General features: G+C 67.3%; 27 protein-coding genes, 3 pseudogenes and 1 riboswitch. Of the genes and pseudogenes, 17 read left to right on the top strand and 13 right to left on the bottom strand.

What is annotated here, in order from left to right; genetic code table 11:
* Positions 1-117: 117 nt before the first annotated feature.
* The 4 genes and pseudogenes from A7X97_RS15520 (at position 118) to pnuC (ending at position 4813) form a co-directional block, all read left to right on the top strand.
* Positions 118-525: pseudogene (locus A7X97_RS15520) on the top strand (glycine zipper 2TM domain-containing protein).
* Between the two features lie 128 nt (positions 526-653).
* The gene (locus tag A7X97_RS15515; protein ID WP_072167329.1) at positions 654-1778 is read left to right on the top strand and encodes a phosphotransferase enzyme family protein; all 1125 of its coding nucleotides are present in this window, start codon (positions 654-656) and stop codon (positions 1776-1778) included.
* A gap of 98 nt (positions 1779-1876) precedes the next feature.
* Positions 1877-1972, top strand: a riboswitch (TPP riboswitch).
* Positions 1973-2042: 70 nt separating this feature from the next.
* Positions 2043-4232, top strand: coding sequence for a TonB-dependent receptor (locus tag A7X97_RS15510; protein ID WP_111008157.1), 2190 nt, complete (start codon positions 2043-2045; stop codon positions 4230-4232).
* Between the two features lie 8 nt (positions 4233-4240).
* Entirely contained in the window at positions 4241-4813 is a 573-nt protein-coding gene (pnuC, locus tag A7X97_RS15505) for a nicotinamide riboside transporter PnuC (RefSeq protein ID WP_088496711.1), read from the top strand.
* Between the two features lie 96 nt (positions 4814-4909).
* Here pnuC and A7X97_RS15500 read toward each other — a convergent pair whose 3' ends face one another.
* The 3 genes from A7X97_RS15500 to A7X97_RS15490 all read right to left on the bottom strand — a co-directional run bounded on the left by A7X97_RS15500 (position 4910) and on the right by A7X97_RS15490 (position 7229).
* Positions 4910-5320, bottom strand: coding sequence for a hypothetical protein (locus tag A7X97_RS15500; protein ID WP_088496697.1), 411 nt, complete (start codon positions 5318-5320; stop codon positions 4910-4912).
* A gap of 92 nt (positions 5321-5412) precedes the next feature.
* The gene (locus A7X97_RS15495) at positions 5413-6387 is read right to left on the bottom strand and encodes a Dyp-type peroxidase (RefSeq protein ID WP_088496696.1); all 975 of its coding nucleotides are present in this window, start codon (positions 6385-6387) and stop codon (positions 5413-5415) included.
* 266 nt (positions 6388-6653) lie between these two features.
* Positions 6654-7229, bottom strand: a complete 576-nt coding sequence (locus tag A7X97_RS15490; RefSeq protein WP_049465985.1) for an OmpO family porin — start codon at positions 7227-7229, stop codon at positions 6654-6656.
* A 161-nt stretch (positions 7230-7390) separates the two neighbouring features.
* On the opposite strand from A7X97_RS15490, the gene A7X97_RS15485 reads away from it, so the two are divergent.
* The 3 genes from A7X97_RS15485 (at position 7391) to A7X97_RS15475 (ending at position 9714) form a co-directional block, all read left to right on the top strand.
* The gene (locus tag A7X97_RS15485) at positions 7391-8380 is read left to right on the top strand and encodes a DUF2268 domain-containing putative Zn-dependent protease (protein ID WP_245885034.1); all 990 of its coding nucleotides are present in this window, start codon (positions 7391-7393) and stop codon (positions 8378-8380) included.
* Positions 8381-8598: 218 nt separating this feature from the next.
* Positions 8599-8871 carry a hypothetical protein gene (locus A7X97_RS15480; protein ID WP_005420910.1) on the top strand — a complete coding sequence of 91 codons (273 nt, stop codon included), beginning with the start codon at positions 8599-8601 and terminating at the stop codon, positions 8869-8871.
* Positions 8872-9027: 156 nt separating this feature from the next.
* Positions 9028-9714, top strand: coding sequence for a L,D-transpeptidase family protein (locus tag A7X97_RS15475; RefSeq protein WP_088496695.1), 687 nt, complete (start codon positions 9028-9030; stop codon positions 9712-9714).
* A gap of 15 nt (positions 9715-9729) precedes the next feature.
* Here A7X97_RS15475 and arsH read toward each other — a convergent pair whose 3' ends face one another.
* A complete protein-coding gene (arsH, locus tag A7X97_RS15470) occupies positions 9730-10458 on the bottom strand; it encodes an arsenical resistance protein ArsH (RefSeq protein WP_065185559.1) in 729 nt (242 codons plus the stop codon).
* Between the two features lie 17 nt (positions 10459-10475).
* Here arsH and A7X97_RS15465 point away from each other — a divergent pair, with 17 nt between their 5' ends.
* From A7X97_RS15465 to A7X97_RS15450, 5 genes and pseudogenes are all read left to right on the top strand, one after another.
* Entirely contained in the window at positions 10476-10805 is a 330-nt protein-coding gene (locus tag A7X97_RS15465) for an ArsR/SmtB family transcription factor (protein ID WP_065178712.1), read from the top strand.
* Between the two features lies 1 nt (position 10806).
* Positions 10807-11226, top strand: a pseudogene (arsN2, locus tag A7X97_RS22160) (arsenic resistance N-acetyltransferase ArsN2); the annotation flags it as partial.
* Positions 11227-11262: 36 nt separating this feature from the next.
* Positions 11263-11766 (top strand): arsenate reductase ArsC, encoded by a 504-nt coding sequence (locus A7X97_RS22155; protein ID WP_043034987.1) that lies wholly within the window; start codon positions 11263-11265, stop codon positions 11764-11766.
* Between the two features lie 13 nt (positions 11767-11779).
* Positions 11780-12811: an ACR3 family arsenite efflux transporter gene (gene arsB / locus A7X97_RS15455; protein WP_088496693.1), complete on the top strand. Its 1032-nt coding sequence runs from the start codon at positions 11780-11782 to the stop codon at positions 12809-12811.
* A gap of 480 nt (positions 12812-13291) precedes the next feature.
* Positions 13292-13666: a hypothetical protein gene (locus A7X97_RS15450; protein WP_053497779.1), complete on the top strand. Its 375-nt coding sequence runs from the start codon at positions 13292-13294 to the stop codon at positions 13664-13666.
* Positions 13667-13726: 60 nt separating this feature from the next.
* Here A7X97_RS15450 and A7X97_RS15445 read toward each other — a convergent pair whose 3' ends face one another.
* On the bottom strand, positions 13727-14401 hold the full coding sequence (locus A7X97_RS15445; RefSeq protein WP_088496692.1) for an Ivy family c-type lysozyme inhibitor: 675 nt from the start codon (positions 14399-14401) through the stop codon (positions 13727-13729).
* Between the two features lie 135 nt (positions 14402-14536).
* Here A7X97_RS15445 and A7X97_RS15440 point away from each other — a divergent pair.
* Positions 14537-14992: pseudogene (locus tag A7X97_RS15440) on the top strand (YybH family protein).
* Between the two features lie 125 nt (positions 14993-15117).
* Here A7X97_RS15440 and A7X97_RS15435 read toward each other — a convergent pair.
* From A7X97_RS15435 to A7X97_RS15415, 5 genes are all read right to left on the bottom strand, one after another.
* Positions 15118-16143 carry an NAD(P)H-dependent glycerol-3-phosphate dehydrogenase gene (locus tag A7X97_RS15435; protein ID WP_049416568.1) on the bottom strand — a complete coding sequence of 342 codons (1026 nt, stop codon included), beginning with the start codon at positions 16141-16143 and terminating at the stop codon, positions 15118-15120.
* A gap of 20 nt (positions 16144-16163) precedes the next feature.
* The gene (gene secB / locus A7X97_RS15430) at positions 16164-16682 is read right to left on the bottom strand and encodes a protein-export chaperone SecB (protein WP_005407596.1); all 519 of its coding nucleotides are present in this window, start codon (positions 16680-16682) and stop codon (positions 16164-16166) included.
* 100 nt (positions 16683-16782) lie between these two features.
* The gene (locus tag A7X97_RS15425) at positions 16783-17220 is read right to left on the bottom strand and encodes a rhodanese-like domain-containing protein (RefSeq protein ID WP_111008156.1); all 438 of its coding nucleotides are present in this window, start codon (positions 17218-17220) and stop codon (positions 16783-16785) included.
* A gap of 57 nt (positions 17221-17277) precedes the next feature.
* Complete coding sequence (locus A7X97_RS15420) at positions 17278-17703, bottom strand: hypothetical protein (protein WP_061479368.1); 426 nt, start codon at positions 17701-17703, stop codon at positions 17278-17280.
* A 32-nt stretch (positions 17704-17735) separates the two neighbouring features.
* Positions 17736-18203 (bottom strand): YiiD C-terminal domain-containing protein, encoded by a 468-nt coding sequence (locus tag A7X97_RS15415; RefSeq protein WP_005407593.1) that lies wholly within the window; start codon positions 18201-18203, stop codon positions 17736-17738.
* A 35-nt stretch (positions 18204-18238) separates the two neighbouring features.
* Between A7X97_RS15415 and A7X97_RS15410 the strand changes: the two genes are divergently transcribed.
* The 3 genes from A7X97_RS15410 (at position 18239) to A7X97_RS15400 (ending at position 21429) form a co-directional block, all read left to right on the top strand.
* A complete protein-coding gene (locus A7X97_RS15410; RefSeq protein WP_088496691.1) occupies positions 18239-19048 on the top strand; it encodes a uroporphyrinogen-III synthase in 810 nt (269 codons plus the stop codon).
* Positions 19049-19152: 104 nt separating this feature from the next.
* A complete protein-coding gene (locus A7X97_RS15405; protein WP_088496690.1) occupies positions 19153-20127 on the top strand; it encodes a uroporphyrinogen-III C-methyltransferase in 975 nt (324 codons plus the stop codon).
* 6 nt (positions 20128-20133) lie between these two features.
* Entirely contained in the window at positions 20134-21429 is a 1296-nt protein-coding gene (locus A7X97_RS15400; protein ID WP_072167353.1) for a heme biosynthesis HemY N-terminal domain-containing protein, read from the top strand.
* Positions 21430-21590: 161 nt separating this feature from the next.
* Here A7X97_RS15400 and A7X97_RS15395 read toward each other — a convergent pair whose 3' ends face one another.
* On the bottom strand, positions 21591-22886 hold the full coding sequence (locus tag A7X97_RS15395) for an acetyl-CoA C-acetyltransferase (protein WP_088496689.1): 1296 nt from the start codon (positions 22884-22886) through the stop codon (positions 21591-21593).
* A gap of 93 nt (positions 22887-22979) precedes the next feature.
* Here A7X97_RS15395 and A7X97_RS15390 point away from each other — a divergent pair, with 93 nt between their 5' ends.
* Positions 22980-23867 (top strand): hypothetical protein, encoded by an 888-nt coding sequence (locus tag A7X97_RS15390; RefSeq protein WP_065178704.1) that lies wholly within the window; start codon positions 22980-22982, stop codon positions 23865-23867.
* Between the two features lie 121 nt (positions 23868-23988).
* On the opposite strand, the gene A7X97_RS15385 is transcribed toward A7X97_RS15390, so the two are convergent.
* Together A7X97_RS15385 and A7X97_RS15380 are read right to left on the bottom strand one after the other, a co-directional pair.
* Positions 23989-24615 (bottom strand): superoxide dismutase family protein, encoded by a 627-nt coding sequence (locus tag A7X97_RS15385; protein ID WP_053497798.1) that lies wholly within the window; start codon positions 24613-24615, stop codon positions 23989-23991.
* Positions 24616-24647: 32 nt separating this feature from the next.
* Positions 24648-25217 carry a superoxide dismutase family protein gene (locus A7X97_RS15380; protein WP_072167354.1) on the bottom strand — a complete coding sequence of 190 codons (570 nt, stop codon included), beginning with the start codon at positions 25215-25217 and terminating at the stop codon, positions 24648-24650.
* Positions 25218-25248: the final 31 nt, after the last annotated feature.

Here is a 25248-nt window from a genome sequence, read left to right as displayed (position 1 = left end):
CTCGGTGCACCAGGCAATGTTCCGGCAATGTTGGAACGCCAGCGTGGACATCACGGCAGCCGGGGCGCCCCGCGCCCTCCCTGCCCAGCGTGGCATGCACCTCACAGGAGAACGAACATGCTCAGTACTTCCACACTCAGCTTCCGTGGTCTGGCGATGGCCCTGGCACTGGTTGCCGGTGTCGCCGTGGCCAGCGATGCCAGCGCGATGTCGAGGAAGGACAAGCGCACCCTGGTCGGCGCCGTGGTCGGTGGCGTGGCCGGCAACCTGCTCTCCAACGGCGACCCTGCGGCCACCGTCGGCGGTGCCGTGGCCGGTGGCGCAATCGGCAATCTGACCACCTCCGACCGCCGCGACCGTCGCTATTACGACAATCGCTACTACGACAACCGCTACGACCGCTGATACGATCGTGGCTACTTCCGCAGCGGCTACTACAACCGTGGCGACGACCGCCGCTGGCAGCGCGAGCGTTACTACGACAACCGCTACTACCACGACCGCGGTCGCCATCGCGGCTGGTAAGCGGCACGGTGGCGTTACCCTGCCGATGGCAGGGACGGGCGGGTCGATGACCCGCCCGTTTGCGTTGGCCGCGCGCATGGCGTTGAATGCGCAGCCTTGGATGTGACTTTCCCCTCTCGGGCTGCGGCATGACGTCTTCCTCCCACCGCGTGCAGGGCCTCAACAACGACGAGGTCGCTGCCGACTGGCCACCGATCAGCGCGGCGGACATCGCGTGGTTGCGGCAGTGCTATCCGCAGCTGCACAGCGGCAGCCAACCGCGCTGGCACAGCCCGCGACCGCTGTCGGCTGCCGCCATCGTCGATGGCACGCGCGGCGCGGTGTTCATCAAGCGCCATCACCACAGCGTGCGCAACGCGGCCTGCCTGGAGGAAGAGCACCGCTTCATCGCCCATCTCGACGCTGCTGGCGTGCCGGTGGCACAGGTGCTGGCAGCGACCGATGGTCACACCGCAGTCGAACACGGCGAATGGACGTTTGAACTGCACGACGTCGGCGTAGGCGACGACCTGTACCGCGACGCGGTGTCGTGGTCGCTGCTGACCGACGTCGCGCAGGCCCGTGAAGCCGGACGCATGCTGGCCCAGCTGCACCGTGCTGCCGACGGCTACCGCGCGCCCCAGCGCAGCACCCATCTGCTGGTCGCGCGCGATGATCTGATCCGCGCCGACGATCCGGTGGCGGCAATCAAGGCAGGGCTGCACGAGCGCCCCGGCCTGGCCCGCTATCTCGAGCGCATTCCGTGGGAAGCGCAGCTGCAGCACGACGTGCTGCCGTGGCACACGGGCCTGGCCGAGCGCCTGCGCGACGAACCACGGCTGTGGGCGCACAACGACTGGCATGTCTCCAACCTGCTGTGGCGCGACGGGCAGGTCAGCACCGTGCTGGATTTCGGCCTGGCCTCGCCCACCAGCGCACTGTTCGACCTGGCCACCGCCATCGAGCGCAACGCCGTGGCATGGCTGGAGCTGGCGCGCGGCATGGAGGCCGTGCGCGTCGATATCGCGCTGGCGTTGCTCGATGGCTACCGCGAGGTGCTGCCGTTGTCGGCGGCACGCGTGCACCTGCTGGCCGACCTGCTGCCGATGGTGCATTTCGACTTCGCACTGTCCGAAGTGGAGTATTTCGAGGGCGTCACCGGCTCGACCGCCAATGCCGACGTGGCGTGGCAGCCCTTCATGCTTGGCCATCCGGCGTGGTTCCATGCCGCCCCGGGGCAGGCACTGCTGCAGGCCCTGCACGCCGCCGCGTGATCCGGTTGACGCAGCGTTGGAGTCAGATCCCTTTCCGCAGGAAAGGGATCTGACCCTGGGTGGCGCTCGCAAATCCGTACCATTTGTAGTGAAATGGTCACCTGAAGCGGGGGTGCCTGGATCTGCCAGGCTGAGAGAGTCCCTTGGAACCTGATCCGGTTTGCACCGGCGTAGGGAGCTTTGAGCCGCAGCCACACCCCCGTCATGGGTCAGTGCACCTGCGCGCCGTCGCTTCGTCTCCCTTGTTGTCCGAAGACGAACCGAATGAACCGCTGCCTGCGCCCCACCCTGCTCTCCCTCGCCCTCTGCGCTGCGCTGCCACTGCACGCCAGCGAGGCCGAGGCATCCCCTGATGCGGCTGCCACCGGCGCCGAGCGCTCGCCGACCGAACTGGCGGCGGTGCGCGTGCAGGCCGGCAAGCCGAAGGCCGATACCTCGCGCGTGAACGCCTTCGGTGGCGGTTCTTGGAAGGACACGCCGGCTTCGGTGAACGTGCTCGAGCGCGACTATCTCGACCGCCGCCAGCTACGTTCGCTGTCCGAGCTGGCCAGCAATGATGCCTCGCTGGGTGATGCCTACGCGCCGGTGGGCTACTACCAGAACATCGCCATCCGCGGCTTCGCCCTGGACGCCGCCACCGGCTACCGCTTCAACGGCCTGTCCATCGCCGGCGAACAGCGCCTGGCGCTGGAGAACGTGCAGTCGGTGGAGATCCTCAAGGGTGAAGCCGGCCTGGCGGCAGGGGTGATGGCGCCGGGCGGCATCATCAACTACATCGGCAAGCGCCCGGCCGAAGTGCGCACCGCCACGCTCGGCACCGATTCGGAAGGCTCGCGCTACGTCGCCATCGATGTCGGCCACTGGATCACCCCGCGCTTCGGCCTGCGCCTGAATGCCGCATGGGATTCCAGCAATTCCTACGTCGAGCATGCCGATGGCCGCCGCAACTTCTACTCGCTGGCCGCCGACTGGCTAATCGGCGAGCGCGGCAAGCTGGAAGTGGATGCCAACTACCAGACCAGCGCGCAGCGCTCGGTGTCCGGCTACCAGCTGCTGGGCGCGCGTGACCTGCCGCGCGGTGTCGACCGCGAGCATCTGCTCGGCTACCAGCCGTGGCAGCGCCCGGTGGATATCGCCAGCACCAACATCACCGCGCTGCACACCTACGACTTCAATGAGGCCTGGCAGTCGCGCGTCTCGGTCGGCCACAGCCGCTCGGTGATCGACGACAACGTCGCCTTCGCCTACGGCTGCTACTACGCCGCGCAATGTGCCGATGGCAGCGTGCCGGGCAACTACTTCGCGCCCAACGGCGACTATGACATCTACGACTACCGCAGCCCGGACGACACCCGCCAGAACCAGCAGGCCCGTGCCGAACTGCGTGGCCGCTTCGAGACCGGCAGCATCGGCCACCAGCTGACCGTCGGTGCCGACTACTTCCGCCGCACCGTGGACAGGCGCCCGAGCGTCAACGAGTACGTCGGCACCAGCAACATCCACGAGGCACCGGTGCCGGTGTTCGCGCCGTCGCCGAAGATGCCGGGCCCCTCCGCACGGCGCCTGGACAGTCGCCAGGCCGCGTTCTTCGCGCTGGACCGGATCAGCTTCGGTGACGACTGGCAGTGGCTGGCCGGTGGCCGCTTCGTCCGCCTGGACGAGCGCGCCTACGACAAGCGCGGCATCCCGCAGCGGCACAGCCGCCTGTCGCGCTTCCTGCCACAGACTGCGGTGGTGTGGAAAGCCACCGACCAGCTCAACGCCTACGCCAGTTACGTGCGCGGCATTTCGCTGGGCCAGGAAGCGCCGTTCTGGACCAGCAACGCCGACACCTTCCTGCCGTCGGTACAGTCGCGCCAGCTGGAAGTGGGCGTGAAGTACGTGCCGGTCGAAGCGCTGACCCTGGGTGCGGCGGTGTTCCGCATTTCGCAGCCGTACCAGTACGCCAAGCCCGACAACAGCGATGTGGGTTACACCTTCGTCGAGGAAGGCACGCAGACCCACACCGGCCTGGAGCTGACCGCCAACGGCCAGCTGACCGATGCACTGCAGATCGTGGCCAGCGCCAGCGTGCTGCAGGCGCGCGCGCGCGATACCGGCACGCCCACCTATGAAGGCCATCAGCTGGTGAACGTGCCGAAGGTGCGTGCCAGCGTGCACGTGGCCTATGCACTGCCGTTCGTGCAGGGCCTGGATGTCACTGGCGGCTGGCGCTATGCGGGTGCCAACGTGGCGCGCGCCGACGGCGCCGTGCGCGCGCCGGACTACTCGGTGTTCGATGCCGGCCTGCGTTTCCAGCATCGCCTGCACGAGCGTGCGGTGACCTGGAACCTGTCGGTGGACAACGTGTTCAACCGCTTCTATTGGCGCGATACCGGCAGCAGCGGCGGTGACTATTACCTGTTCCCCGGCGCACCGCGACAGGCGCGCCTGTCGGTGACGTTCGCGCTGTGAGCAGCGTGATGCTCGAGTGGAGCGCCGCGCTGTGCAGCGTGCTCGGCGTCTGGCTGATGGCACGGCGCCGGTTGTCTGCATGGCCGGTGGGCCTGCTGTCGGTCACGCTTTATGGCCTGGTGTTCGCCGAGGCCAAGCTGTACTCGGACACGCTGCTGCAGGTCGCCTTCGGTGGCTTCCTGGTCTACGGCTGGCTCAACTGGCGCCAGCACGCCGCCGATGAGGGCAGCATCCGCATCGTGCCACTGGCGCGAGGCAAGCTGCTGCGCGACCTGGCCTTCGGCCTGTGCGGTGGCGTGGCGCTGGGTGCGGCCATGCACACCTTCACCGATGCCGCGCTGCCGTGGCTGGACGCGATGCTGACCGCACTGAGCCTGGTCGGCCAGTGGTGGCAGGCGCGCCGCCACGTCGCCTGCTGGTGGGTATGGATCGCCGTGGACGTAGTCTATGTGGGTGCGTACCTGTTCAAGTCGCTGCACGTAACTGCCGCGCTGTACGTGTTTTTCCTGGGCTTGGCCGTGTTCGGCCTGCGTGCATGGAGCGCGGCCGCGCGCGAACCGCAGGTGGCGCCGGTTCGTTGATGCGGATGGCCGGGCTGTGCGCTGGCCATCCACAGTAGAGCCACGCCATGCGTGGCTGAAGGGTCACCGGTAGGCCCATCCACGCATGGCGTGGATCTACCGGTCAAGCACCAGACCCAATCGCAGCGGTTGGCGCATGTCGGCCGGCGGAGCCGCCTGCAACGGCGCGGCCTGCAACGTCGCGCGCAGGTCCGCATCCACCTCGCGGTCACCCAGGCTGTCGAACTCCAGCTTCGAGATGCGGCCGTCCGCCGCAATCCACAGGCTCACCGGCAGCGGCGTGGGTGTATCCGGGTGTGCACGCAACCACTCCACCACGCGCTGCGCCTGCGGGTCCTGCTCCTGCTGCAGGCGCTGCTGCAGCTGGCCACCCACGGCGGTGGCGTAGGCCATCCAGTGCGCAGGGGCTTCGTGTGCGGACGCCGCGGCACTCCCCAGTGCCAGTGCGCCGAGCACCGCAGCCAGACGCCGCCACCAGCGGCGCATGCCGGTCCTGTTTGCTGACATGACCCTCGCCTGCCTCCTGCGCTCCCATCCAGCGCGCCATGGTCGGCGCCATAGATGACAGGCAGATGGCGGGCCGTGATGGCCCGGCGCGATCACTCGCCCAGGTCGGCCAGCACCTTGCGCGAGGGCGCGAAGAAGGTCACGCCGGTGGTGGCGGTGGAGAAGTCGAGGATGCGGTCGTGCAGCGGCGCAGGATTGCCGATGAACATGCGCTCGAGCATCTTCTCGATCACCCACAGGCGGCGCGTGTAGCCGATGAAGTAGGTGCCGTACTCGCCGCGCCCCGGGTTGGCGAACGGCATGTTGTCGCGCAGGATTTCGTGCTCGCCGTCGGCGTCTTCGATGGTGCACAGCGTCTTGTGCGATTTCTGCGCATCGGCCGGCGCATCATCCAGCTCGATGTTGTCGTGCTTGGTGCGGCCGATGATCGCCTCCTGCGCCTCGGTCTTCTGCGCGCGCCAGGCATCGAGGTTGTGCAGGTACTTCTGCACCACCACGTAGCTGCCGCCGGCATGCTCCGGGTCTTCATCGCCAACAATGGTGGCTTCCGGCAGCGACAGTCCTTCCGGGTTGGCGGTGCCGTCGACGAAGTCCAGCAGATCGCGGCCATCGAAGTAGCGGAAGCCGGCCACGTCATCGACCGCTTCCACCGCATCACCGAAGGCCATCAGCAGGTTGCGCTCGAACGCCACGATCAGGTCCATGGTACGTGCGCGGATGTGGTACAGCAGGTCACCGGGCGTGGCCACAGCGGTGTGGGTCGCGCCCTTGATCTCGCGGAACGGCTTCAGCTCGCGTGGCGGCGTGGAGCCCACCAGCGGCTGCCACACGCGATGGCCGATGGCCACGTTGCAGGTGAAGGTTCGCTCGATCTCGCGGATGGCGGTGTTCTTGATCAGGTCATCGGTGCTGGCCAGCACCTCGCGTGCCTTGGCGATCGACGCCTCGTCATCCTTCACCTTCAGCACCAGAAACGCCGCCGAATGGGTAAGCGGTGCGGTGATCTGCTGCGGCTCGTTGTCGAGCGTGTGGTTGAGGGCGGTGATCGGTGCGGGCTGGGAATTCACGGCAGTTCCTGCTGGCTTGAGGCGGGTGCATCGTCAATGGCGACGTGCCGGGATCATAGCGGAACCGCCTGACCGGCGACGGAGCGTTTCTCGTTCCGTCCTGCGAGCAGCACCGTGCATTCCCGCGCTACATGGAACTGCTGCGGCCCTGCACTCTCCGGACGCACACAAAAGAAGAAGCCCGGCGCGAGGCCGGGCTTCGGTTGGCGTGTGGGAGAGAGAGAGAGTCACACGCCAGCACAACACGCTCTAACGACGGGCGTTTGTTACCAGGTGAAGCGCGGGCCCACGAACCACTCGCGGTCGCCGGCCTTGGCCAGCTTCACTTCGCCACTCAGGCCCCAGTTCTGGTTGAACTTGGCGGTGGCGCCGACGCGGCCGTAGAACTCGCCGTCCGGGTTGATGCCGTGCTTCTTGGTGTAGTCCTCGTAGCCGGCCATCACGTAGCCTTCCACGTACGGGTTGAACGCGGTGCGCACGCCGACTTCGGTGGAGTAGCCGTTGAAGTCCAGGCCGTGCTTCATGTCGAACTTCTGGTACGCGACACGGGCCACCAGGTCGGTGTTCGGTGCGATGCCGTAGTTGTAGCCGGCACCGATGCGCCACTGGTCGACGTCATTCTTGAACGTGTCGGTCTCCTGCGCGCTGTAGTCGCCGAAGATGTGGAAGTTCGGGTGCACCGCCACGGAACCCTTCACCTTCCAGCCATCGGCGTCGCCGCCCTTGGCATCGGTGTTCACGTAGCCGCCTTCAACGTAGTTGTACGACAGGCCATCGGTTGCCGATGCAGCGAACGGCAGGGCAGCCAGAAGGCCCAGGGCGAGCAGCGAATTCTTGTTCATCGGGACACACCTTTAATTATTTTGGTTTCGTCGGCCGCCTCCCGGGAGGGGGAGAGAGAGGAGGCGGTCGACAGGTGTGAATTATCCGTTAGGGGGTCTAATCGACCCTGAATATTGAACTGACTGGTGTATAAATAAGGCTGGCGTTCAGGGAACTCCTCATGCCGCACGCATCCACCGCGTCACTGCTGTTTCCGCTTCATGCCCGGCGCACAGTGCGGGCTTTGCTGCTCTTCGCCCTGCCGATGATGCTGCAGGTAGCCAACGCAGCCGAGCGTACCCGCCCTTCCGGGCGCGTCGTGATTCAGACCGACGATGTCTCGCGCTTCTTCAGCGTGCTGGATGCAAGCGGAGGGAAGCCGAATGCCGACGATCTGCAGCGCGGCTATCTGCATGCGGGTACGGATGCACTACGCAGCTTCACTGACAGCCGTATCGGCTCGATGGATCGTCTTGCAGATGCGATCCAGCACAAACCTGCGCTGTTTGCCAAAGCCCGTACCTGTGCGACGGCACTGCCGGAGATCCGCGAGCGGGTTGCCAAGGCACTCGATCGGTTGGGCACGCTGTTTCCCTCCGCACGTTTTCCGCCGGTCACCGTGCTGGTGGGTCGGGGAAACAGCGGCGGTGTCACCACGCCCGACGGCGTGGTGATCGGACTGGAGGCACTGTGCCACGCCGACTGGATGCAGCCCGACATCGGCGATCGATTCGTGCACCTGATCGCCCATGAGTACGTGCACGTGCAGCAGCCCGGTGCGAGCGTCGATGTCGCGCAGCCCACCCTGCTCTATCAGACGTTGCTTGAAGGCGGCGCCGAGTACGTGGGCGAACTGATCTCGGGGCAACCGGCCAACGCGCATCTGCGTCGTTGGACGCAGGGCCGCGAATGCGCCCTGGAACGCCAGTTCGCCCGGGACAGCGCTGGTACTGATCTGTCGCAATGGCTCTACAACGGAGCGGGCGACGAAACGCGCCGCGGCGATCTTGGCTACTGGATCGGCTACCGCATTGCCGCTGACTACGTTGCCCGCGCCGATGACAAAGCTGGTGCCGTCGCCACGCTGCTGACGGTGCGTCCGGAAAGTGCGCCGGCATTGTTCGCCGCAAGTGAATGGCGCCCGGCGTGTGGGCCAGTGGAAAACGGGTAGGAATGAAGCCGTCTTCAGGCTGATGAATTGGGCGATTCGAGCAACGGCAAGGCCATCGCCTCTGTGCACATCAGCTCGCCTGATCTCACTCGTTAAGCTTTGCTGATGAACATATTTCACAACCCTTCCACGTCTTCCAACTTCAGCTGAAAGCGCCTGTCAGCATGGGGAACAAACGCCGCTATATTCCAGCTTCCCCAGACGAAGGAGGGAGTGCAATGAACCTGAACCCGCAACACATGAAGACGGCCCGCGCACTTGCTGTAGCGCTCATCGCCACCGTGAGCCTTGGCGCTTGTGCCACCTACAAGGACGAGTTCGCAACCATCAACTCGCGCCTCGATCAGCTCGATGTAAAGGTGCAGGGCGCTGCACAGAGTGCCGAGTCCGCCAACCAGTCGGCACAGCAGGCCAACCAGCGCCTGGACCAGATCGAAGGCCGCGTGCAGCAGCTTGAAAGGGCACCCGTCGGACGCAAGCCGCGCGGCTGATCGCTCCCTCACCGTTTGAATTGATCCACCTCTGTATCGGGAACCAGTGGCCCTCGCCGGCCACTGGCCTCCTTCCACCAGGATTGCATTGCCAGGAGCCTTCCCATTCGTACCTCCTCCTCCCCTGCACGCCGCGCCTTCCATGCCGCTCTGGCCATGGCACTGGCCGTTGCATGCAGCGGCGCAGCCAACGCCAGGGACAAGGACGCACCCGCAGCACCGGCGGCCGCCGTTGATGAACTTCCGCCCGACCAGAGCGTCTCCGAAACAGTGATCGAGCTGGCCGGCTGGGTGGTCGCCAGCAAGGACAATCAGGGTTATCCGTTCGCGATCATGGACAAGGCCGCGGCGCAGGTCCTGGTCTTCGGCGGCGACGGCAAGCTGCGCGGCGCCGCGCCGGCGCTGTTCGGTTCGGCCATCGGCGATCATTCCGCACCCGGCGTCGCCAAGCTTGCCCTGAGCGCGATTCCCGGCCACGACCGCACCACGCCTGCGGGCCGCTTCATCGGCGCCTATGGCCCCTCCGACGATGCCGGGCGCGTGCTGTGGGTGGACTATGATTCCGCCGTGTCGATGCATCCGCTGCCGCCGGGCACCCCGAAGGAAAAGCGCGCCGAACGACTGGCGACGCCGACGCCGGACGACAACCGCGTCACCCACGGCTGCATCAACGTCTCGCCGGCGTTCTACGAGCAGATCGTGCACTCCACGTTCGAGAAGGGCGGCGTGTTCTACATCCTGCCGGACAAGGATTCGATCGCGAAGACCTTCCCGGCGTTCGCGCAGAGCCGTGGCGATGCAAAGGACGAGAACAGCAAGGGCGCGCAGCGCGCGAGCAGGTAGCGCGCGTGCTGGAACTCAGGAAGCCGTAGCCCCTGCAGCCCGCGCCAATGCCGCGGCGTGCGCGTCGCCCTTCCGCTCGCTGTAGCGGTCCACCAGGTAGTCCGACCGGCCCCGCGTCAGCAGCGTGAACTTCACCAGTTCCTCCATCACGTCCACCACCCGATCGTAGTACGGCGAGGGTTTCATCCGGCCGTCGTCATCGAATTCCTGCCAGGCCTTGGCCACCGACGACTGGTTGGGGATGGTCAGCATGCGCATCCAGCGGCCGAGCACGCGCAACGTGTTGACGGTATTGAACGACTGCGAGCCGCCGCTCACCTGCATCACCGCCAGCGTCCTGCCCTGCGTGGGCCGCACGCTGCCATCTTCCAGCGGCAACCAGTCGATCTGGTTCTTGAACACGCCGGTGACCGTGCCATGCCGCTCGGGGCTGACCCAGACCTGCCCTTCCGACCACTGTGACCATTCGCGCAGTCGCTGCACTTCGGGGTGATTCCTGTCCACGCTGTCCAGCATCGGCAGCGCATGCGGATCGAACACCCGGGTTTCGCACCCCAGGTGGCGCAGCAGCCGCTCGGCTTCCAGCGCAAGCTTGCGGCTGAACGACTGGGGCCGCAGCGAGCCGTAGAGCAGGAGAATGCGTGGCGGCCCCAGATCTGCCGCGGCGAGCTGGTGATGATTGGGCTGGGGCAATGACGATTCCAGCAGGTTGGGCAGGTCCAGGCTTGTGATTGGCTCATTCATTCGACTATTCTAGAAATATGGAAACATCGAATGCAATCACCGCCCTGACCGCCCTCGGCCATGCCACCCGCCTGGCTGCCTTCCGACTGCTGGTGGAGGCGGGCCCGGCAGGGCGGATGGCGGGCGACATCGCCACGGCCCTGCAGGTACCCCCAGCCACGCTCAGCTTCCACCTGAAGGAGCTGGTGCAGGCCGGGCTGGTGGAGAGCGAAAGCCAAGGCCGCCACGTCTGCTACCGCGCCAACTTCGATGCGATGAACGGCTTGGTCCAGTACCTGACGCACAACTGCTGCGCGGGCTCCCCGGATGAGCGGTGCACGGTGAACGAACCGGCATGCAGGTGCTGAGATGAAACCCGATCCGTTGATTCGTACCGGCAAACGCGACGACCTGTCCTACATCCGGGACCTTCTGCGGCAGGCGCAGTTGCCCGTGGCCGATCTGGAAAGCAGCGAGGTGGCGTTTCTCGTCGCAGACCTCGAAGGTGTTCCCGTGGGTGCCGTTGGATTGCAGATCTTCGGCGCGTCGGCCCTGCTTCGCTCCCTGGTGGTGTCCGACGACCGACGCAATACCGGCCTTGGGCGCGCGTTGCTGTCAGCGGCCGAGGACATGGCCCGCCGCATGCAGGTCAGGGAACTGGTGCTGCTGACGACGTCGGCAGGCCCGTGGTTCGCGCGGCACGGCTATGCCGGATGCGATCGCGCGCAGATAGCGGAGGCGATCCGCAGCTCTGCCGAGTTCACTCGTCTCTGCCCGGCCAGCGCGCTGTGCATGTCCAAGCCACTCACTGACCACGGAAGCCACATGACCCGCAATGTCCTGTTCCTCTGCACCGGCAACAGCGCGCGCAGCGTGCTGGCTGAAGCCACCCTGCGCGCCTGGGGCGGCGATCACTTCAGCGCATTCAGTGCGGGCAGCCAGCCCACTGGCCAGATCAATCCCTTCGCGCTCGCCCAGCTGCAGGCCGAAGGAATGCCCGTTGAAGGGCTGCGCAGCAAGTCGTGGGATGAGTTCGTGGATGCAGCCCCGATGGATCTGGTGATCACCGTGTGTGACGCGGCCGCTGCCGAAGCCTGCCCTGTGGTGTTCGGTGACTTCATCCGCAGCCACTGGGGCCTGCCTGATCCGGCCGCCGTGGCAGGCAGCGATGCCGACAAGGCCGCGGCCTTCGCACTGGCCCATGCCATCGTGAAAACGCGCCTGCGTGCGCTGCTCGCACTGCCCGAATCGGTGTGGTCCGAACGCGAAGCGCTGCAGCACGCGCTGGACCGGATCGGCCAGCTGCTGCCGACCGACGGCGCACAATGACGGTGCCACTGCCATGAGCCTGTTCGAGCGACACCTGACGCTGTGGGTTGTGCTGTGCATTGCGATGGGCACGCTGCTGGGCCACGTCCTGCCCGATGCCTTCGCGGTGCTGGCCTCCGCCGAAGTGGCCAAAGTCAACCTGCCGGTTGCGGTGCTGATCTGGCTGATGATCATCCCGATGCTGCTGAAGGTCGACTTCACTGCGATGCGCCAGTTGCAGCAGCACTGGAAGGGCATCGGCGTGACACTGTTCATCAACTGGGCCGTGAAGCCGTTCTCGATGGCGCTGCTGGGCTGGCTGTTCCTGCGCCATGCCTTCGCGGACTGGCTGCCCGCAGCACAGATCGACAGCTACATCGCCGGTTTGATCCTGCTGGCGGCCGCGCCCTGCACCGCCATGGTGTTCGTGTGGAGCAACCTGTGCCGCGGTGATGCCAACTTCACCCTGAGCCAGGTGGCCTTGAACGACGCGATCATGGTGGTCGCGTATGCGCCGGTGGTTGCGCTGCTGCTGGGCCTGTCGGCGATCACTGTGCCCTGGGACACGCTGCTGTTGTCGGTTGGCCTCTACATCGTGGTGCCCGTGCTGGTGGCCGCGTTGCTGCGGCGCTGGATGCTTTCGCGCAGCGGCGAGGCGGGCCTGCAGCGCGCGCTTCGACGGCTGGGCCCGCTGTCCCTGTCCGCGCTGCTGCTGACGCTGGTGCTGCTGTTCGGGTTCCAGGGCCAGCAGATCGTGAAGCAACCGCTGGTGATCGCGCTGATTGCGGTGCCGATCCTGATCCAGGTCTATTTCACTTCGGGCCTGGCCTACCTTCTGAACCGCCGTCTGGGCGTGGCGCATTGCGTGGCCGGCCCGTCAGCGCTGATTGGTGCGAGCAACTTCTTCGAACTGGCTGTGGCCACAGCGGTGGGACTGTTCGGCGTGCACTCGGGAGCGGCGCTGGCCACCGTGGTGGGTGTGCTGATCGAGGTACCGGTCATGCTGTCCGTGGTGCGGATCGTGAACCGTACGCAAGCCTGGTACGAGAGACGCGAAGAGCACTGACAGATCAAAGTGTGTGGGAGTCGAATTGCGTTCTTCGCCCCGCACTGTCGTCATCGACTTGGTGGGGTGCCCGTACGCCACGTCATCAACTTCGACCCATGTCGCATATTCCCCATGCCGCTACGGCCGTTGCGGCGCCTGCGTCTGCGACAGCTTAACAGCGTGCAAAAATGCCGAAAGCGTCTTTGATCAAGCGTTGAATGCAACTGTTCTGATTGGCACCGCGCAGCAGCACGCGTACAGATGACGTGCCATCGAAAAAGGATGGCCGGGCTTCGAAAACCCGTGCGCTTGTTTAACAACGCTTGCCCGCCGGCGTCACCCCTCGTGGCGCCGGCGGGCAATCCGTCTGCCGGCTATGGCGGGCGGAGCGTGGAGGCCCTGTGCCTGCCGGTTTCAACAAGCGCCCGGTTTTCGAGCCACGTCTCCGCCCGCCACCTTTGTGTGGCGGCTGCCGTCTGTCCTGCACGGAGCATTGCCATGAGCACACCCGAATCCTCCCGACTACGCACGCAATACGTGCCCGCCAACGCGGACGCGCCTTCGGAAGCACCGCACCAGCAGGATCCTCTCGGTTTCATCGCCACCCTCGACCGCATCGGCAAGGGCGCCGCCGCCGACGGCCAACCCTGGCCCGAACGTCATCAGATGCCCGGCCGCCGCATGGCGCTGGCCGACGCGGATTGCGCATTGACCGGCCTGCGCGTGGCGCTGGAAATGCTGCTGGCTGCCGAGCGCGTGCGCCAGAACGGTCCCGACGAGGAGTACGTGGGCGACCGCGTGATGGAGGGCCTGATGATGGCCAGTCTGTCGCTGACCGCACAGGTCAGCGCACGCATGCGCCCGGAAGGGTGACACGGGGAACAACGCTCACTGCAACGCCGGGCACGGCCCGGCGCTGCGGCGCGCGCCACATCACCCGCAAAGCGCGCTGTCTTCCTTCAGCGCGGCATCCTGCAGTGGCTGGCGCTGTTCGATCTGCACACGCTGTTCCGCCGTCGGCTCGCCCAGCCACCACACACGGCAGCGCGCAGTAAGACGGCCGACCATCTTCGCCTGCGTGGGTGAGTACAGCATCGCCAACGCGGTGCCGGGGCAGTCGTGGGCCTGGCAGGCGGTGTAGAACCACCACGGCTCGCCCTGCAGCACTACCAGTTCGCCAGGACCGCTGGGCCCGCTCAACAGGCGTTCGCGCAGCGATGGAATCTCCTTGTCGGCGGATTCGGCTGCGGCCGTGTTCTTCATCAGGGCGTTGAACGCGGCCAGCACCTTCGGATCCTTGCGGCCACAGTCGTCCACGGTGTTGCCGCCCACCAGGGTGAAGAAGTGGGTCGCCAGCGGGTTGTCCGCGCAGGTCAGTTCGCCGCCGGCGCCCGGGTCTTCCGGTTCGCCTTCGTTGTCCCACACCGAGGGGGCCACGCCGTCTTCGGCGGACGGTTCCTCCTCGACCACCGTCGCCGCGGCGGCCGGTGCTTCGGTGGTCGGCGCTGGCGCCGCAGCAGGTGCAGTCCCGCCAGTCTTCTCCGGTGCCTGTCCGCAGGCTGCCAGCAGCGCGGCCATCATCGCCATCCCTGTGATTCGCATCTTCATTCCGTGTCCTTGTCTGATCTGCGCTGCGTCCGCCAAATCGGCGGCCGCGTGATTCTAACCAGCACCGCGCCAGGATGCGTTCGCAGCTTCCCGTCATCGCCTGGAGCCGGACGCATGCGCCGTACACCACTCGCCATGATCTTCTGCAGTGCCCTGCTGATGGCATCGCCGGCAAATGCCCACGATGCAGAAGGCGCGGAGCCCGCACAGCCGCTTCCCGATATCGCGCTGCCCGCACCGCTGGACCGTGTACTGCGCGACTACGAGCAGGCGTGACGCACGGGTGATGCCAAGGCACTGGCTGCGCTGTTCGCCGAGGATGGCTTTGTGCTGCAGAGCAACCAGCCGCCGGTGCGCGGCCGCAGTGCGATCGAGGCCGCGTATGCCGGCCAGGGCGGCAGCCCGTTGCGGCTGCGTGCGCTGGCGTATTCGATGGAGGGCAACACGGGCTACATCGTCGGTGCGTACAGCTACGGCAACAACGTGGGCGATACCGGCAAGTTCACGCTCACGTTGAAGCGCGTGGACGATGGGCCGTGGTTGATCTTTTCGGACATGGACAACACCAGCGCGCCGCCGCGGGCGCGGTGATTGCTGCCGCCGGGCGCCAACCAAGGTTGGCAGCTACCAGAAGCGGGTTCGGCAGTAGATCCACGCCATGCGTGGATAGGGCACGCACATAAAAAAATCCCGGCGCGTGGCCGGGGTTTTTCGATTCACTTGAACAGCGTGTCCGGATATTCCGGTTTCTGTTCCCGCGCCAGCAGTGCGCGCAAGCCTTCTTCCGGGGTCTGCTCGCCATGCAGCACGGCACGCACACCGTCGGAGATCGGCAGGTCGATGCCATGACGGCGCGCCTGTCGCATCACTTCGTCGGCGGTCTGCACCGACTCGACCACCTGGCCGATCTCGCGCACTGCATCCTGCAGCGTCTGGCCGCGGCCCAGGGCCAGGCCCAGGCGGCGGTTGCGCGACAGGTCGCCGGTGCAGGTCAGCACCAGATCGCCCAGGCCGGCCAGGCCCATCAGCGTTTCCGGCTTGGCGCCGATCGCAGCGGCCAGGCGCAGCATCTCGTTCAGACCACGGGTGATCAGGCCGGCACGGGCGTTGAGGCCCAGCTGCATGCCATCGGCCACGCCGGTGGCCACGGCCAGCACGTTCTTCATCGCGCCGCCCAGCTCGGCACCGACCATGTCGTCGCCGGTGTAGGCGCGGAACGCCGGGCCATGCATCGCCTCGGCCACCGTCTGCGCGAACTCGGGCACGTCGCCGTGCACGGTGATCGCGGTCGGCAAGCCCTGGGTGACTTCCTTGGCGAACGACGGCCCGGTGACGACGGCCAGCGGCACATCCTCACCCAGCACTTCGCGCGCCACTTCATGCAGGAAACGGCCCGAACCGGGTTCGAAGCCCTTGGTGGCCCAGGCCACGCCGGCACCGGCCGGTCGCAGCGGCGCCAGCGCACGCACGGTCTCGCCGAACGCGTGCGACGGCGTCACCACCAGGATCCAGGCCGCGCCCTGCACCGCCGACGCCAGATCGGTGGTGGCACGCAGGCTGTCCGGCAGCGGGATGCCCGGCAGGTAGCGCGGGTTCTCGTGGCGCTGGTCGATGGCGTCGACCACGGCCGCGTCGCGCCCCCACAGCACGGTCGGGTGACCGTGCCGTGCGAGCAGGCTGGCCAGGGCGGTTCCCCAGGAACCGGCGCCGAGCACGGCGATCTTGTCAGCGGGAGTGCTCATCCGTGACGTCGCGGCAGGAATCAGGCGTTGCCGGCCGGCTCGGAGTCAGCCAGCGACGGTGCGTCGCCCTGCTCCTGGCGCTGGCGCAGGGTTTCTGCGTACAGGCCTTCGAAGTTGATCGGCTGCAGGAAGAACGGCGGGAAGCCGCCGGCCTGGATCAGGTCGCTGATCAGCTGGCGCACGTACGGGAACAGGATGTTCGGGCACTGGGTGCCGAGCAGCACGTCGATCGACTGCGGGTCCAGGCCGACCAGGCCGAACACGCCGGCCTGCTTCACTTCGGCCACGTAGGCGGTGCGCTCACCGGCCTGGCAGGTCAGGGTCACGGCCAGCACGACTTCGAAGGCGTTCTCACCCAGGCGCTGCACCTGCTGGTTCAGGTTCAGCTGCAGCTCCGGCTGCACCTGGTCATTGAAGATGGTCGGCGCGTTCGGCGACTCGAAGGAGACGTCCTTGACGTAGATCTTCTCGACGGTGAAAGCGGGGCCGGTAGCGGCATCGACCGGCGCAGCGGCGCCGTTGGTGATCTCTTCGGACATTTCCAGTAACTCCAGGTGAATGCAATGAAAACGATGGTCTAACTACTGCGATGGGGGCGGGACCCGGCCCAGACAAGGCGGGATCCGCCACCTGCGACAATCAGTTGCGGCCCTTGACCAGCGGCAGTTCGGCCTGCTGCCAGGCGGGAATGCCGCCGTTGAGCACGTAGACCTTTTCGAAGCCGGCCTTCTTCAGCGCCTTGGCGGCGGTTTCCGAGGCGTTGCCGCTGCGGCACACCAGCACCACCGGCGACTGCTTGGCGTTGGCCACCAGCTTGTTTTCCGGGCCGAAGGCACTGGCCTGGGCATTGCGGCTGCCGGCAATGTGGCCCTTCTCGAAGTCACCGCTGGCCGACAGGTCGACCACCACCGTGCCGCCCGCGTTGATCAGCTGGGTCAGTTCGGCGGGCTTGATGCCCTTGAAGCCCCGGAACAGGCGGCGGATCTCGGTGACGATGATGGCCACGGTCAGGCCGACCAGGGCCGCGGACAGCATCGGGTTTCGGCCTGCAAAGGCCAGCAACTCTTCGTAATTCACTCAGGTCACGGGTCGATTAAGCGGGCGCCGATTGTCGCACAAGCCGGACGCGGCCCGTCACTGCCCCTTCCACAGGTCCGGCAGGCCGGCGGTCTGCCACCAGCGCTTGGCCTCCGGGTCCCAGCGCCAGCGCTCGACCACGACCACGGTGCGCTCGGCCTGGGTGTTCTGGTTTATCACCCCGATTTCGACCCGGCGCTCGACCAGGCCACCGTCCAGCGAGGCGCTGCTGCGCTCGCGATAGGACGACACGCGCAGCTGCGCGTAACGGTTGAGCTCGAACTCGGTCGGCGGCTTTTCCTTGCGCAGCTTGGGGTCGAGGTAGCCGATGGCATCGTCCATGCTGCCCCAGCGGATGGTCGCCCCGTAGGCGATCTGGGTCTCTTCCAGCAGCTTGCGCTGCTTGCGGCTGAGGTCGTCGGCCGAGGCCACGGCACTGGCCAGCAGCAGGGAATACATCAGGAACTGGATGAGGCGGCGCATCGGTGGTTTCCCCAGGACGTCAGCCTGCCATCCTACCCTTTGGCGAAGGCAACAAAGCGACCGCTGAATTCGGCGGCGGGCTTGCCATCGGCACCGGGCTGGGTGGCGATGATGCTGATGCGGGCCTTGCGGCGCTGCCGGAAGGTATTCAGGAAGGCGTCCCAGCCGGTGGCTTCGGCCGCTTCGGCGTGGGCGTGCAGGTCCTCATAGACCGGCGCCAGATAGCGCAGGTTGCTGTCGGCCACATAGACCTCGGCATCGTGGCCGGCCAGGCGCAGGCGCAGGCTGACCAGCGCCCAGCCGGACAGGGTCAGCACCGAGGCCAGGCTGCCGCCGAAGGCGTTGCCCTTGTCATTGACGTTGGCCGCCAGCGGCGCGGTGATGCGCAGCACGCCATCGGCATAGCCGTCGAGCTGGATCTGCATGGCGCGCACCGCCGGCATGCAGTCCAGCACGTCCTGCAGGGCGGCCAACGAGGAAGTCAGGGCATCAACGGACATCGGAGCAGCGACCACGACAACGAAGGGCCCGCATAATGCAGGCAATGGTCGACCATACGATACCCACTGGCGCCAGCCGTTCCGGCCCACGCTGGACCCTGATCTCGCTGCGCCCGCGGGGCCAGAACGTGGCGCTGCGCCGCGCCGTTGCCGGGCTGGGCGGGAATGTCCTGGCCCTGGCGCCCTGGCGCCTGCAGCGCCTGCATGGCACGGCTGTGGTGCGCCAGCTGCAACGCGCGCTGAACTGCGACCGGGTGGTGTTCACCAGCCCGGCCGCCGTTGCCGCAGCCGCGTCCCTGCTGCCGCTGGCCGGCGTGCAGCGCAGCCCGTGGCTGACCGTGGGCGAAGGCACTGCGCGCGCATTGCAGGCACATGGCATCACCGAGGTGCACGCGCCGCAGCGGATGGACAGTGAAGGCCTGCTGGCGCTGCCGGTGCTGGCCGACGTACAGGGCCTGCGCGTCGGACTGGTGACCGCGCCCGGCGGGCGTGGCCTGATTGCCGCGCAGCTGCAGGCGGCGGGCGCCACGATCGAACGTGCCGACGTCTACAAGCGTCGCCTGCTGCGACTGCCCCCGCGAACGCTGGCGCGGTTGGCGCATTCAGCACAGCCGTGGGTACTGGCCGTGAGCAGTGGCGAAGCGCTGCAGCATTTCTGGCAACAGCTTCCGCCGGCCGGGCAGCAGCGCCTGCGGGCGTCTGCCCGCGTGGTGGTTGCCAGTGACCGCCTCGGCGAACAGGCGCAGGCGCTCGGCCTGCAGCGCATCACACGCAGCGCCGGCCCCACCGCTGCGCAGCTGGTGGCCGCTGCACACGCCACGCTCACCGTCCCGGCAGCGACCTGAACAGGGACGTGGGTCACGCTTGCCGCTGTCGTCGGCAACGGTGATGCTGTGCACAACGCGGCCTGCCGGCCCCCGACCGGCGACGTTGCCGACAAGGAAGCCCGATGAACGATACTCCGCCATCCCCACCCCATCGACCCGTGCGCTGGCTGCTGCCGCTGGCCGCCGTGGTCGTGCTCGGCGCGGGCGGCTATGCCGGCTGGTACGTCTGGCAGCAGCAACAGCGCGAACAGGAAGCGCAGGCACAGACCACGGCCGTACAGCTGAAGGGCCTGGAGGCCACGCTGGATGCGCTGCGCCGTGACCAGCGCGCGACCAGCCAGCGCCTGCAGGATGCGGCGACCACCAACCGCGTGCTGCGCGACGAGATGCTGGGACTCTCACAGCGCAGCGCGCTGCTGGAAGAGAACGTGGCCAAGCTGGCCGACAGTGCCAACCAGGGCCGCCAGGCGGTGCAGCGCGATGAGGCCGAGCTGCTGCTGACCCAGGCTGCGCAGCGCCTGAACTACGCCGACGACGTGGACGGCGCACGCCGCCTGTATGCACAGGCCGCCATCGCGCTGGCCGATCTGCCCGACGCCGACGGCCTGAACCTGCGCCAGGCGCTGGTGCAGGAGCGCGAGGCACTGGATGCGCTGGGCAGCGGCCCGCGCGTGCAGTCGCTGCAGCGCCTGGATGCTGTGGCCCGGGCGCTGCAGGGCCTGCCCTCGCAGATCACCGGCACGACCGGCAGCAGCACCGCCAAGCCCTGGTGGCAGGCCACGCTGGCACCGTTCGTGGACATCACCCCGAGCCGCCAGAACGGCCCGCTGACGGCCGCCGAAAAGCGCAACGCCGACGATGCACTGCAGCTGGAATTGACGTTGGCGCGCGCCGCGATCGAGCGCGGCGACCGCGCGGGCCGCAACACCGCTCTGGACCGCGTGGAGCAGTGGGCACAGCGGCGCTGGCCGGATTCACCGGCCCTGCGCGCGCAACGTGCTGAACTGAAGGCCTTGCGCGAACTGCCGCTGCAGGCCAACGACGCTGTCCTTGGCAGCACCCTGCAACAACTGCGCACCCAGACCGACCGGAGGTAAGCCCGCATGAAACCCCTGCAATCCCTGGTCGTGCTGTTGCTGGCCGTGGCCATCGGCGTGGTCGCCGCGCAATGGCTCGGCGCCGATGACCTGAACCGCTTCGGCGAAGTGACCCTGCGCTACGGCGGCTACGACTATCACAGCAACCTGCCGAAGGTAGCGCTGCTGGCGGTGATCACGGTGCTGGTGCTGTGGCTGCTGTGGAGCCTGATCGCTGCACCGTTCCGTGCCTGGGGCCGCTACCGCCGCAAGCAGGGCCGGGTGCGCCTGATCGACGGCCTGCAGGCCTACGAGCATGGCCAGTGGCAGCGTGCGGAGAAGCTGCTGGACGGCGCCGCCAAGGACCCGGAAGTGAGCGCGGTGGCACTGGCCACCGCCGTGCGCAGCGCGCAGGCACGGGCCGACGGCCCCGCCGGAGAGGCGCTGCTGCAGCGCCTGGGTGAAAGCGACGCCACCCTGCAGGCGCTGCTGCGCGCCGAACAGCTGCTGGCGCGCGATCTGCCGGTCGATGCGATCAATGCGCTGGACGTAGCGGCGATCCAGCCGCTGCCGCCGCGCGGCCTGTGGCTGCGTACCGAAGCGCTGGCACAGGCCGGCCGCGCCCACGAAGCGTATGGCCAGCTGGGTGCGCTGCGCCAGAGCAAGGTGCTGCCGGCCGACGCGAACAGCGAACTGGAAGCACGCCTGGCCGCACAGGCGCTACTGGAAGCGGCCGACGTCAACGCGCTGGCCGCACAGTGGGAGGCCACCCCGAAGGCACTGCGCCCCACCCCGGACGTAGTGGGCGCCTATGCCAGCCGTGCGGTGGCGCTGGACTGGGATGAGCCGGCGCTGCTGGCGCTGGAACAGGCACTGGACCAGCGTTGGAATGACGATCTGGTGGCGCTGTATGGCCGCCTGCCCGCCGAGCGCCTGGCCACCCGCCAGGCCAATCTGGCGCGCTGGCGCAACGTGCACGATGACTCGGCCGCCCTGCGCCTGGCACAGGGCCGCGTGGCCCTGGGCCAGCAGCAATGGGATGCCGCCGATGCGTTCCTGCACGAGGCCATCGCCGCGGGCGCCGGTGCACCGGCGTGGGAAGCGCTGGGTGAAGTGTTCGCCCAGCGTGGCGAACACGCGCTGGCCGCGCAGTGCCTGGCCAATGCGCTGCGCCTGCAGCGCGGCGAGGACAGCGTGGAACTGGTGCGTGGCACCGAGACGCCGCTGCGCGCCACGGTGGAGGAGCAGCCCATCGTTGCACAGCCGCCGGTGTATGACGCCAACGAAGAGCGCGACGAGTTCGGCAACCCGCGGTTACCCTGATGGGTAGTGCCGGCCGCTGGCCGGCATCCACCGGTGAATTTGGCACCCACCAGAGCAACAATCCGAACAAAAAAAACGCCGCCCGATGGGCGGCGTTTTCAGTTCCAGGAGTGCCGGCCGGATCGTGCCGACCAACGGTCGGCACCCACCGATGGATGCGATCAGCGTTCGACGATCGCCACCACGCCCATGCCGCCGGCGGTGCAGATCGACACCAGTGCGCGGCCACCGCCGCGTTCGGCCAGTTGCTTGGCTGCCGTGGCGATCACGCGTGCGCCGGTAGCGGCGAACGGGTGGCCGGTGGCCAGCGACGAGCCCAGCAGGTTGATCTTGTCCGGGTCGATGCGGCCCAGCGGCGCGTCCAGGCCCAGACGGTTGCGGCAGTAATCCTCGCTCTCCCACGCACGCAGGGTGCACAACACCTGCGCGGCAAAGGCTTCGTGGATCTCGTAGATGTCGAAGTCCTGCAGGGTCAGGCCGTTGCGCTTGAGCATCTCCGGCACCGCGATGGTCGGTGCCATCAGCAGGCCTTCGCCATGCACGAAGTCCACTGCCGCCACGTGTGCGTCACGCAGGTAGGCCTGCGGCTCATGGCCATGCGCGCGCGCCCACTCTTCGCTGGCCAGCAGTACCGCAGCGGCACCGTCGGTCAGCGGGGTGGAATTGGCGGCGGTGAGCGTGCCACGCCCGGAAACCTTGTCGAACGCCGGCTTCAGCGTCGCCAGCTTTTCCAGCGAGGTATCCGGGCGCAGGATGTTGTCGCGCTCGACGCCACGGAACGGTGCGATCAGGTCGTTGAAGAAGCCACGCTCGTAGGCGGCAGCCAGCTTCTTGTGCGACGACACCGCCCACTCATCCTGCGAGTCGCGCGAGATGTTCCATTCCTTGGCCATGTCCTCGCAGTGGTCGCCCATGCTCTTGCCGGTGCGCGGCTCGGCCACGCCCGGGAACTCGGGCTTGAGCTCGGAGAACTTGAAGCCGGCGGTGAGCGCACGGATCTTCTCGCCGGTGCTCTTGGCGCGGTTGGCCGCCAGCAGGCGTGCACGCAGCTTCTTGCCGTAAACGATCGGCACGTCGGAGGTGGTGTCCGAACCACCGCCGATGCCCGATTCGATCTGGCCCAGCGCGATCTTGTTGGCCACGGTGATGATGCTGTCCAGCGAGGTACCGCAGGCACGCTGCAGGGTGATGCCCGGGGTCAGCGGCGACAGGCCGGACGACAGCGTGGCTTCGCGGCCCAGGTTCCAGTCGCTGGAATGCTTGATCACCGCGCCCATCGCCACTTCACCCAGCTGCTGGCCATGCAGGCCGAACCGTTCGACCAGCGCACCCAGCGTACGGACCGACATGCCGAGGTTGCCGACATCCGAATACGCGGTGTTCTGGCGGCAGAACGGAATGCGGACGCCACCGAGGATGGCGACGGGACGAGCGTTGGGCATGGAGATACCTGGCATGGATGAGGGTGTCTGCAACATGGCCTGCACGACGGAGCAGGCATAATGGAGCCAAGTGTAGCTGCCGCCCTGTGATGGGCCAACCGTGGAACCATGAGCAAACCCGACCCCGCGATGAATGCCCTTGGCGTGCTGGCCCTGGAACTGGCCGGCGGCGAAATCCCCCGCCAGGCGGTGCTCAGCGCTGAACAGGCCGGTGAACTGGCCGAACGCGTCGGCCGCGACCTGGCCAAGCTGGTGCCGCAGGTCGCCGAGCTGGACCTGGTGTTCGCCGCCGCGCATTTCGACCCGGCTGAAGTGCTGCGCCCGGGCTGGCCGATCCATCGCCGCCTGGAAGAACTGCAGATGCGTGCCCCGGGCCGCAACCAGGGCCCGCGCCTGCTGGCCTTCGGTACCGATGCCGAGGGTGACGTGCCACTGCCGTTCCAGGCCGATGCCACGCTGGTGGGCGGTGGCCTGCGCGTGGTGCCGTTCCTGCTGACCGGCAGCGACGTGGCCACCACCAGCGCGGTCGCCGATGCGCTGGAAGAAACCTTGCTGGCCAACGGCATGGCGCACGCCGACACCGCGCTGATGGCGCAGAACACCTTCGGTGCCCGCATCGAGCACGCGCGCTATTTCACCGTGAACGACCTGGCCGCGATGATGTCGATGCAGTACGACAACCAGGGCCTGGCCGCACTGTGGCCGCTGATCGAGACCGCGATCATGGCGCCGGGCGAGGACGAGTGGCTCAATGCCGCGCCCGAGCCGCTGCTGCGCTATACGCATGGCGAAGCACGCATGGCGCTGTTCGACCCGGCCGGTTGGTGCGCGCACTACAGCCACAGCAAGAACGACTGCGATCGCCTGAAGGGCATCTACGAGCAGTTCCTGATGCGCCAGCGACAGATGGCCGCGGTGCTGGAAGCACATGGCGTGCCGGTACTGTTCGTGCACTGCGAGGCCGGGCAGGACGCGCGCGAACTGCTGGCGCGCTGATCCGGGTGATATGTGGGTAGTGCCGGCCGCTGGCCGGCACCCTCCGGATCTGTGATTGCCGGCCAGCGGCCGGCACTACCCATCAGGAAAAACGCCGGCTTGTGCCGGCGTTCTTTGTTTCTTACGGGGCCTTCTGGATCACCGCACAGGCCAGGCGCGCGCCGGCGTTGCCGGTCGGCTGGGTCTTGTAGTCGTCCGCGTCGGCGTGGACGATCAGGCCGCGGCCGATGATGTCGAAGTCATCACCCTTGCCGATGTTGACGTTGCTCGACACCGGGCCGTCGATGGTGGCCACGCCCTTGTCGTCGGCCTTGATGTTGGGCATGTCGCCGCCGTGGTGCGGATCGGTGGCGACGTTGCCGTGATCCTGCTTGCCCGGGTTGAAGTGGCCGCCGGCGCTCATGCCGTCCGGCGCGCTGCAGTCGCCCTTCTCGTGGATGTGGAAGCCATGTTCGCTGCCCGGCTTCAGGCCGGTGATCTGGCCGGTCACGTGGACCTTGCCATCAACCACCTTGAAGGTGACGCTGCCCTTGGTCTCGTTGCCCTGGGTCGGTGCCAGTTCGGCCGTTGCCGAAGCATCGCCCGTCGGTGCCGCCGCCGGTGCCGGGGCTGCAGCCGGCTCGGTGGTGGCGCCGTCAGCCGGCGCGGCCGGCGGGGTTTCAGTCTGCGGCGCGGCGGGCTGCTGGTTGCAGGCCGCCAGGCCCAGCGCGGCGATGGCCGCAAACAGCGAAGTGTGGATCAGACGCATTGGAATCTCTCCCTCGATGATGCCTGCAGTGATCAGCGGACGACCCGGATCACGCCACAGGCGATGCGGACGCCGGCATTGCCGGCGGGCTGGCTGCGATAGTCGTCGGCGTTGGCATGCACGACCAGTGCGCGTCCGGCGATATCGGTGGCGGCGCCTCCGCCAAGGGTAACCCCCTTGAGGTGGATATCGACGTTGGCGCGGCCCTGGGCATCGGCACGCAGATTGTCCATGTCGCCCAGGTGGTGCTTGCCGGTGCCGGCGCGGCCATGCGCAGCACCACCGGGATTGAAGTGATTGCCGGCACTGCTGGCATCCACCGCACTGCAGTCGCCGCGCTCATGGATGTGGAAGCCGGCCTGCTGCATCGGCTGCAGGCCACCGACCAGGCCGGTGATGTGGATGCCACCGGGCTCCACCATCAGCGCGATGCGGCCACTGACGATGCTGGCCGAGGCCGGTGCAAGATTGGCCTCGCCCTGCTTCGCTGCGCTGACCACGGTCGGCGGCGGCGGAGTAGGTTCGGTCTTTTTCGGCGCGCTGCCGCAGGCAGACAGCAGCACGGCGGCGGACAACGGCAGGATGGCAAAGGACAGACGCATCAAAGACTCCTTGCAGATGACACTAAGCGTT

Origin of the sequence: Stenotrophomonas sepilia (assembly GCF_003244875.1) — a bacterium.
Classification (GTDB): Bacteria; Pseudomonadota; Gammaproteobacteria; order Xanthomonadales; family Xanthomonadaceae; genus Stenotrophomonas; species Stenotrophomonas sepilia.
Note: the sequence above shows the minus strand (reverse complement) of the source record. Positions and strands in the feature narration are given on the sequence as shown.

Excerpts from the sequence above, each read along its gene's own strand:
- A7X97_RS15435 (WP_049416568.1), bottom strand. The coding sequence starts at position 16,143 with ATGAGCACTCCCGCTGACAAGATCGCCGTGCTCGGCGCCGGTTCCTGG.
- A7X97_RS15500 (WP_088496697.1), bottom strand. The coding sequence starts at position 5,320 with ATGTCAGCAAACAGGACCGGCATGCGCCGCTGGTGGCGGCGTCTGGCT.
- A7X97_RS15480 (WP_005420910.1), top strand. The coding sequence starts at position 8,599 with ATGAACCTGAACCCGCAACACATGAAGACGGCCCGCGCACTTGCTGTA.
- pnuC (WP_088496711.1), top strand. The coding sequence starts at position 4,241 with ATGCTCGAGTGGAGCGCCGCGCTGTGCAGCGTGCTCGGCGTCTGGCTG.
- A7X97_RS15515 (WP_072167329.1), top strand. The coding sequence starts at position 654 with ATGACGTCTTCCTCCCACCGCGTGCAGGGCCTCAACAACGACGAGGTC.
- arsB (WP_088496693.1), top strand. The coding sequence starts at position 11,780 with ATGAGCCTGTTCGAGCGACACCTGACGCTGTGGGTTGTGCTGTGCATT.
- A7X97_RS15485 (WP_245885034.1), top strand. The coding sequence starts at position 7,391 with ATGCCGCACGCATCCACCGCGTCACTGCTGTTTCCGCTTCATGCCCGG.
- A7X97_RS15510 (WP_111008157.1), top strand. The coding sequence starts at position 2,043 with ATGAACCGCTGCCTGCGCCCCACCCTGCTCTCCCTCGCCCTCTGCGCT.
- secB (WP_005407596.1), bottom strand. The coding sequence starts at position 16,682 with ATGTCCGAAGAGATCACCAACGGCGCCGCTGCGCCGGTCGATGCCGCT.
- A7X97_RS22155 (WP_043034987.1), top strand. The coding sequence starts at position 11,263 with ATGACCCGCAATGTCCTGTTCCTCTGCACCGGCAACAGCGCGCGCAGC.
- A7X97_RS15380 (WP_072167354.1), bottom strand. The coding sequence starts at position 25,217 with ATGCGTCTGTCCTTTGCCATCCTGCCGTTGTCCGCCGCCGTGCTGCTG.
- A7X97_RS15385 (WP_053497798.1), bottom strand. The coding sequence starts at position 24,615 with ATGCGTCTGATCCACACTTCGCTGTTTGCGGCCATCGCCGCGCTGGGC.
- arsH (WP_065185559.1), bottom strand. The coding sequence starts at position 10,458 with ATGAATGAGCCAATCACAAGCCTGGACCTGCCCAACCTGCTGGAATCG.
- A7X97_RS15415 (WP_005407593.1), bottom strand. The coding sequence starts at position 18,203 with ATGTCCGTTGATGCCCTGACTTCCTCGTTGGCCGCCCTGCAGGACGTG.
- A7X97_RS15490 (WP_049465985.1), bottom strand. The coding sequence starts at position 7,229 with ATGAACAAGAATTCGCTGCTCGCCCTGGGCCTTCTGGCTGCCCTGCCG.
- A7X97_RS15450 (WP_053497779.1), top strand. The coding sequence starts at position 13,292 with ATGAGCACACCCGAATCCTCCCGACTACGCACGCAATACGTGCCCGCC.
- A7X97_RS15410 (WP_088496691.1), top strand. The coding sequence starts at position 18,239 with ATGCAGGCAATGGTCGACCATACGATACCCACTGGCGCCAGCCGTTCC.
- A7X97_RS15465 (WP_065178712.1), top strand. The coding sequence starts at position 10,476 with ATGGAAACATCGAATGCAATCACCGCCCTGACCGCCCTCGGCCATGCC.
- A7X97_RS15405 (WP_088496690.1), top strand. The coding sequence starts at position 19,153 with ATGAACGATACTCCGCCATCCCCACCCCATCGACCCGTGCGCTGGCTG.
- A7X97_RS15475 (WP_088496695.1), top strand. The coding sequence starts at position 9,028 with ATGGCACTGGCCGTTGCATGCAGCGGCGCAGCCAACGCCAGGGACAAG.
- A7X97_RS15400 (WP_072167353.1), top strand. The coding sequence starts at position 20,134 with ATGAAACCCCTGCAATCCCTGGTCGTGCTGTTGCTGGCCGTGGCCATC.
- A7X97_RS15395 (WP_088496689.1), bottom strand. The coding sequence starts at position 22,886 with ATGCCAGGTATCTCCATGCCCAACGCTCGTCCCGTCGCCATCCTCGGT.
- A7X97_RS15390 (WP_065178704.1), top strand. The coding sequence starts at position 22,980 with ATGAGCAAACCCGACCCCGCGATGAATGCCCTTGGCGTGCTGGCCCTG.
- A7X97_RS15445 (WP_088496692.1), bottom strand. The coding sequence starts at position 14,401 with ATGAAGATGCGAATCACAGGGATGGCGATGATGGCCGCGCTGCTGGCA.
- A7X97_RS15420 (WP_061479368.1), bottom strand. The coding sequence starts at position 17,703 with ATGCGCCGCCTCATCCAGTTCCTGATGTATTCCCTGCTGCTGGCCAGT.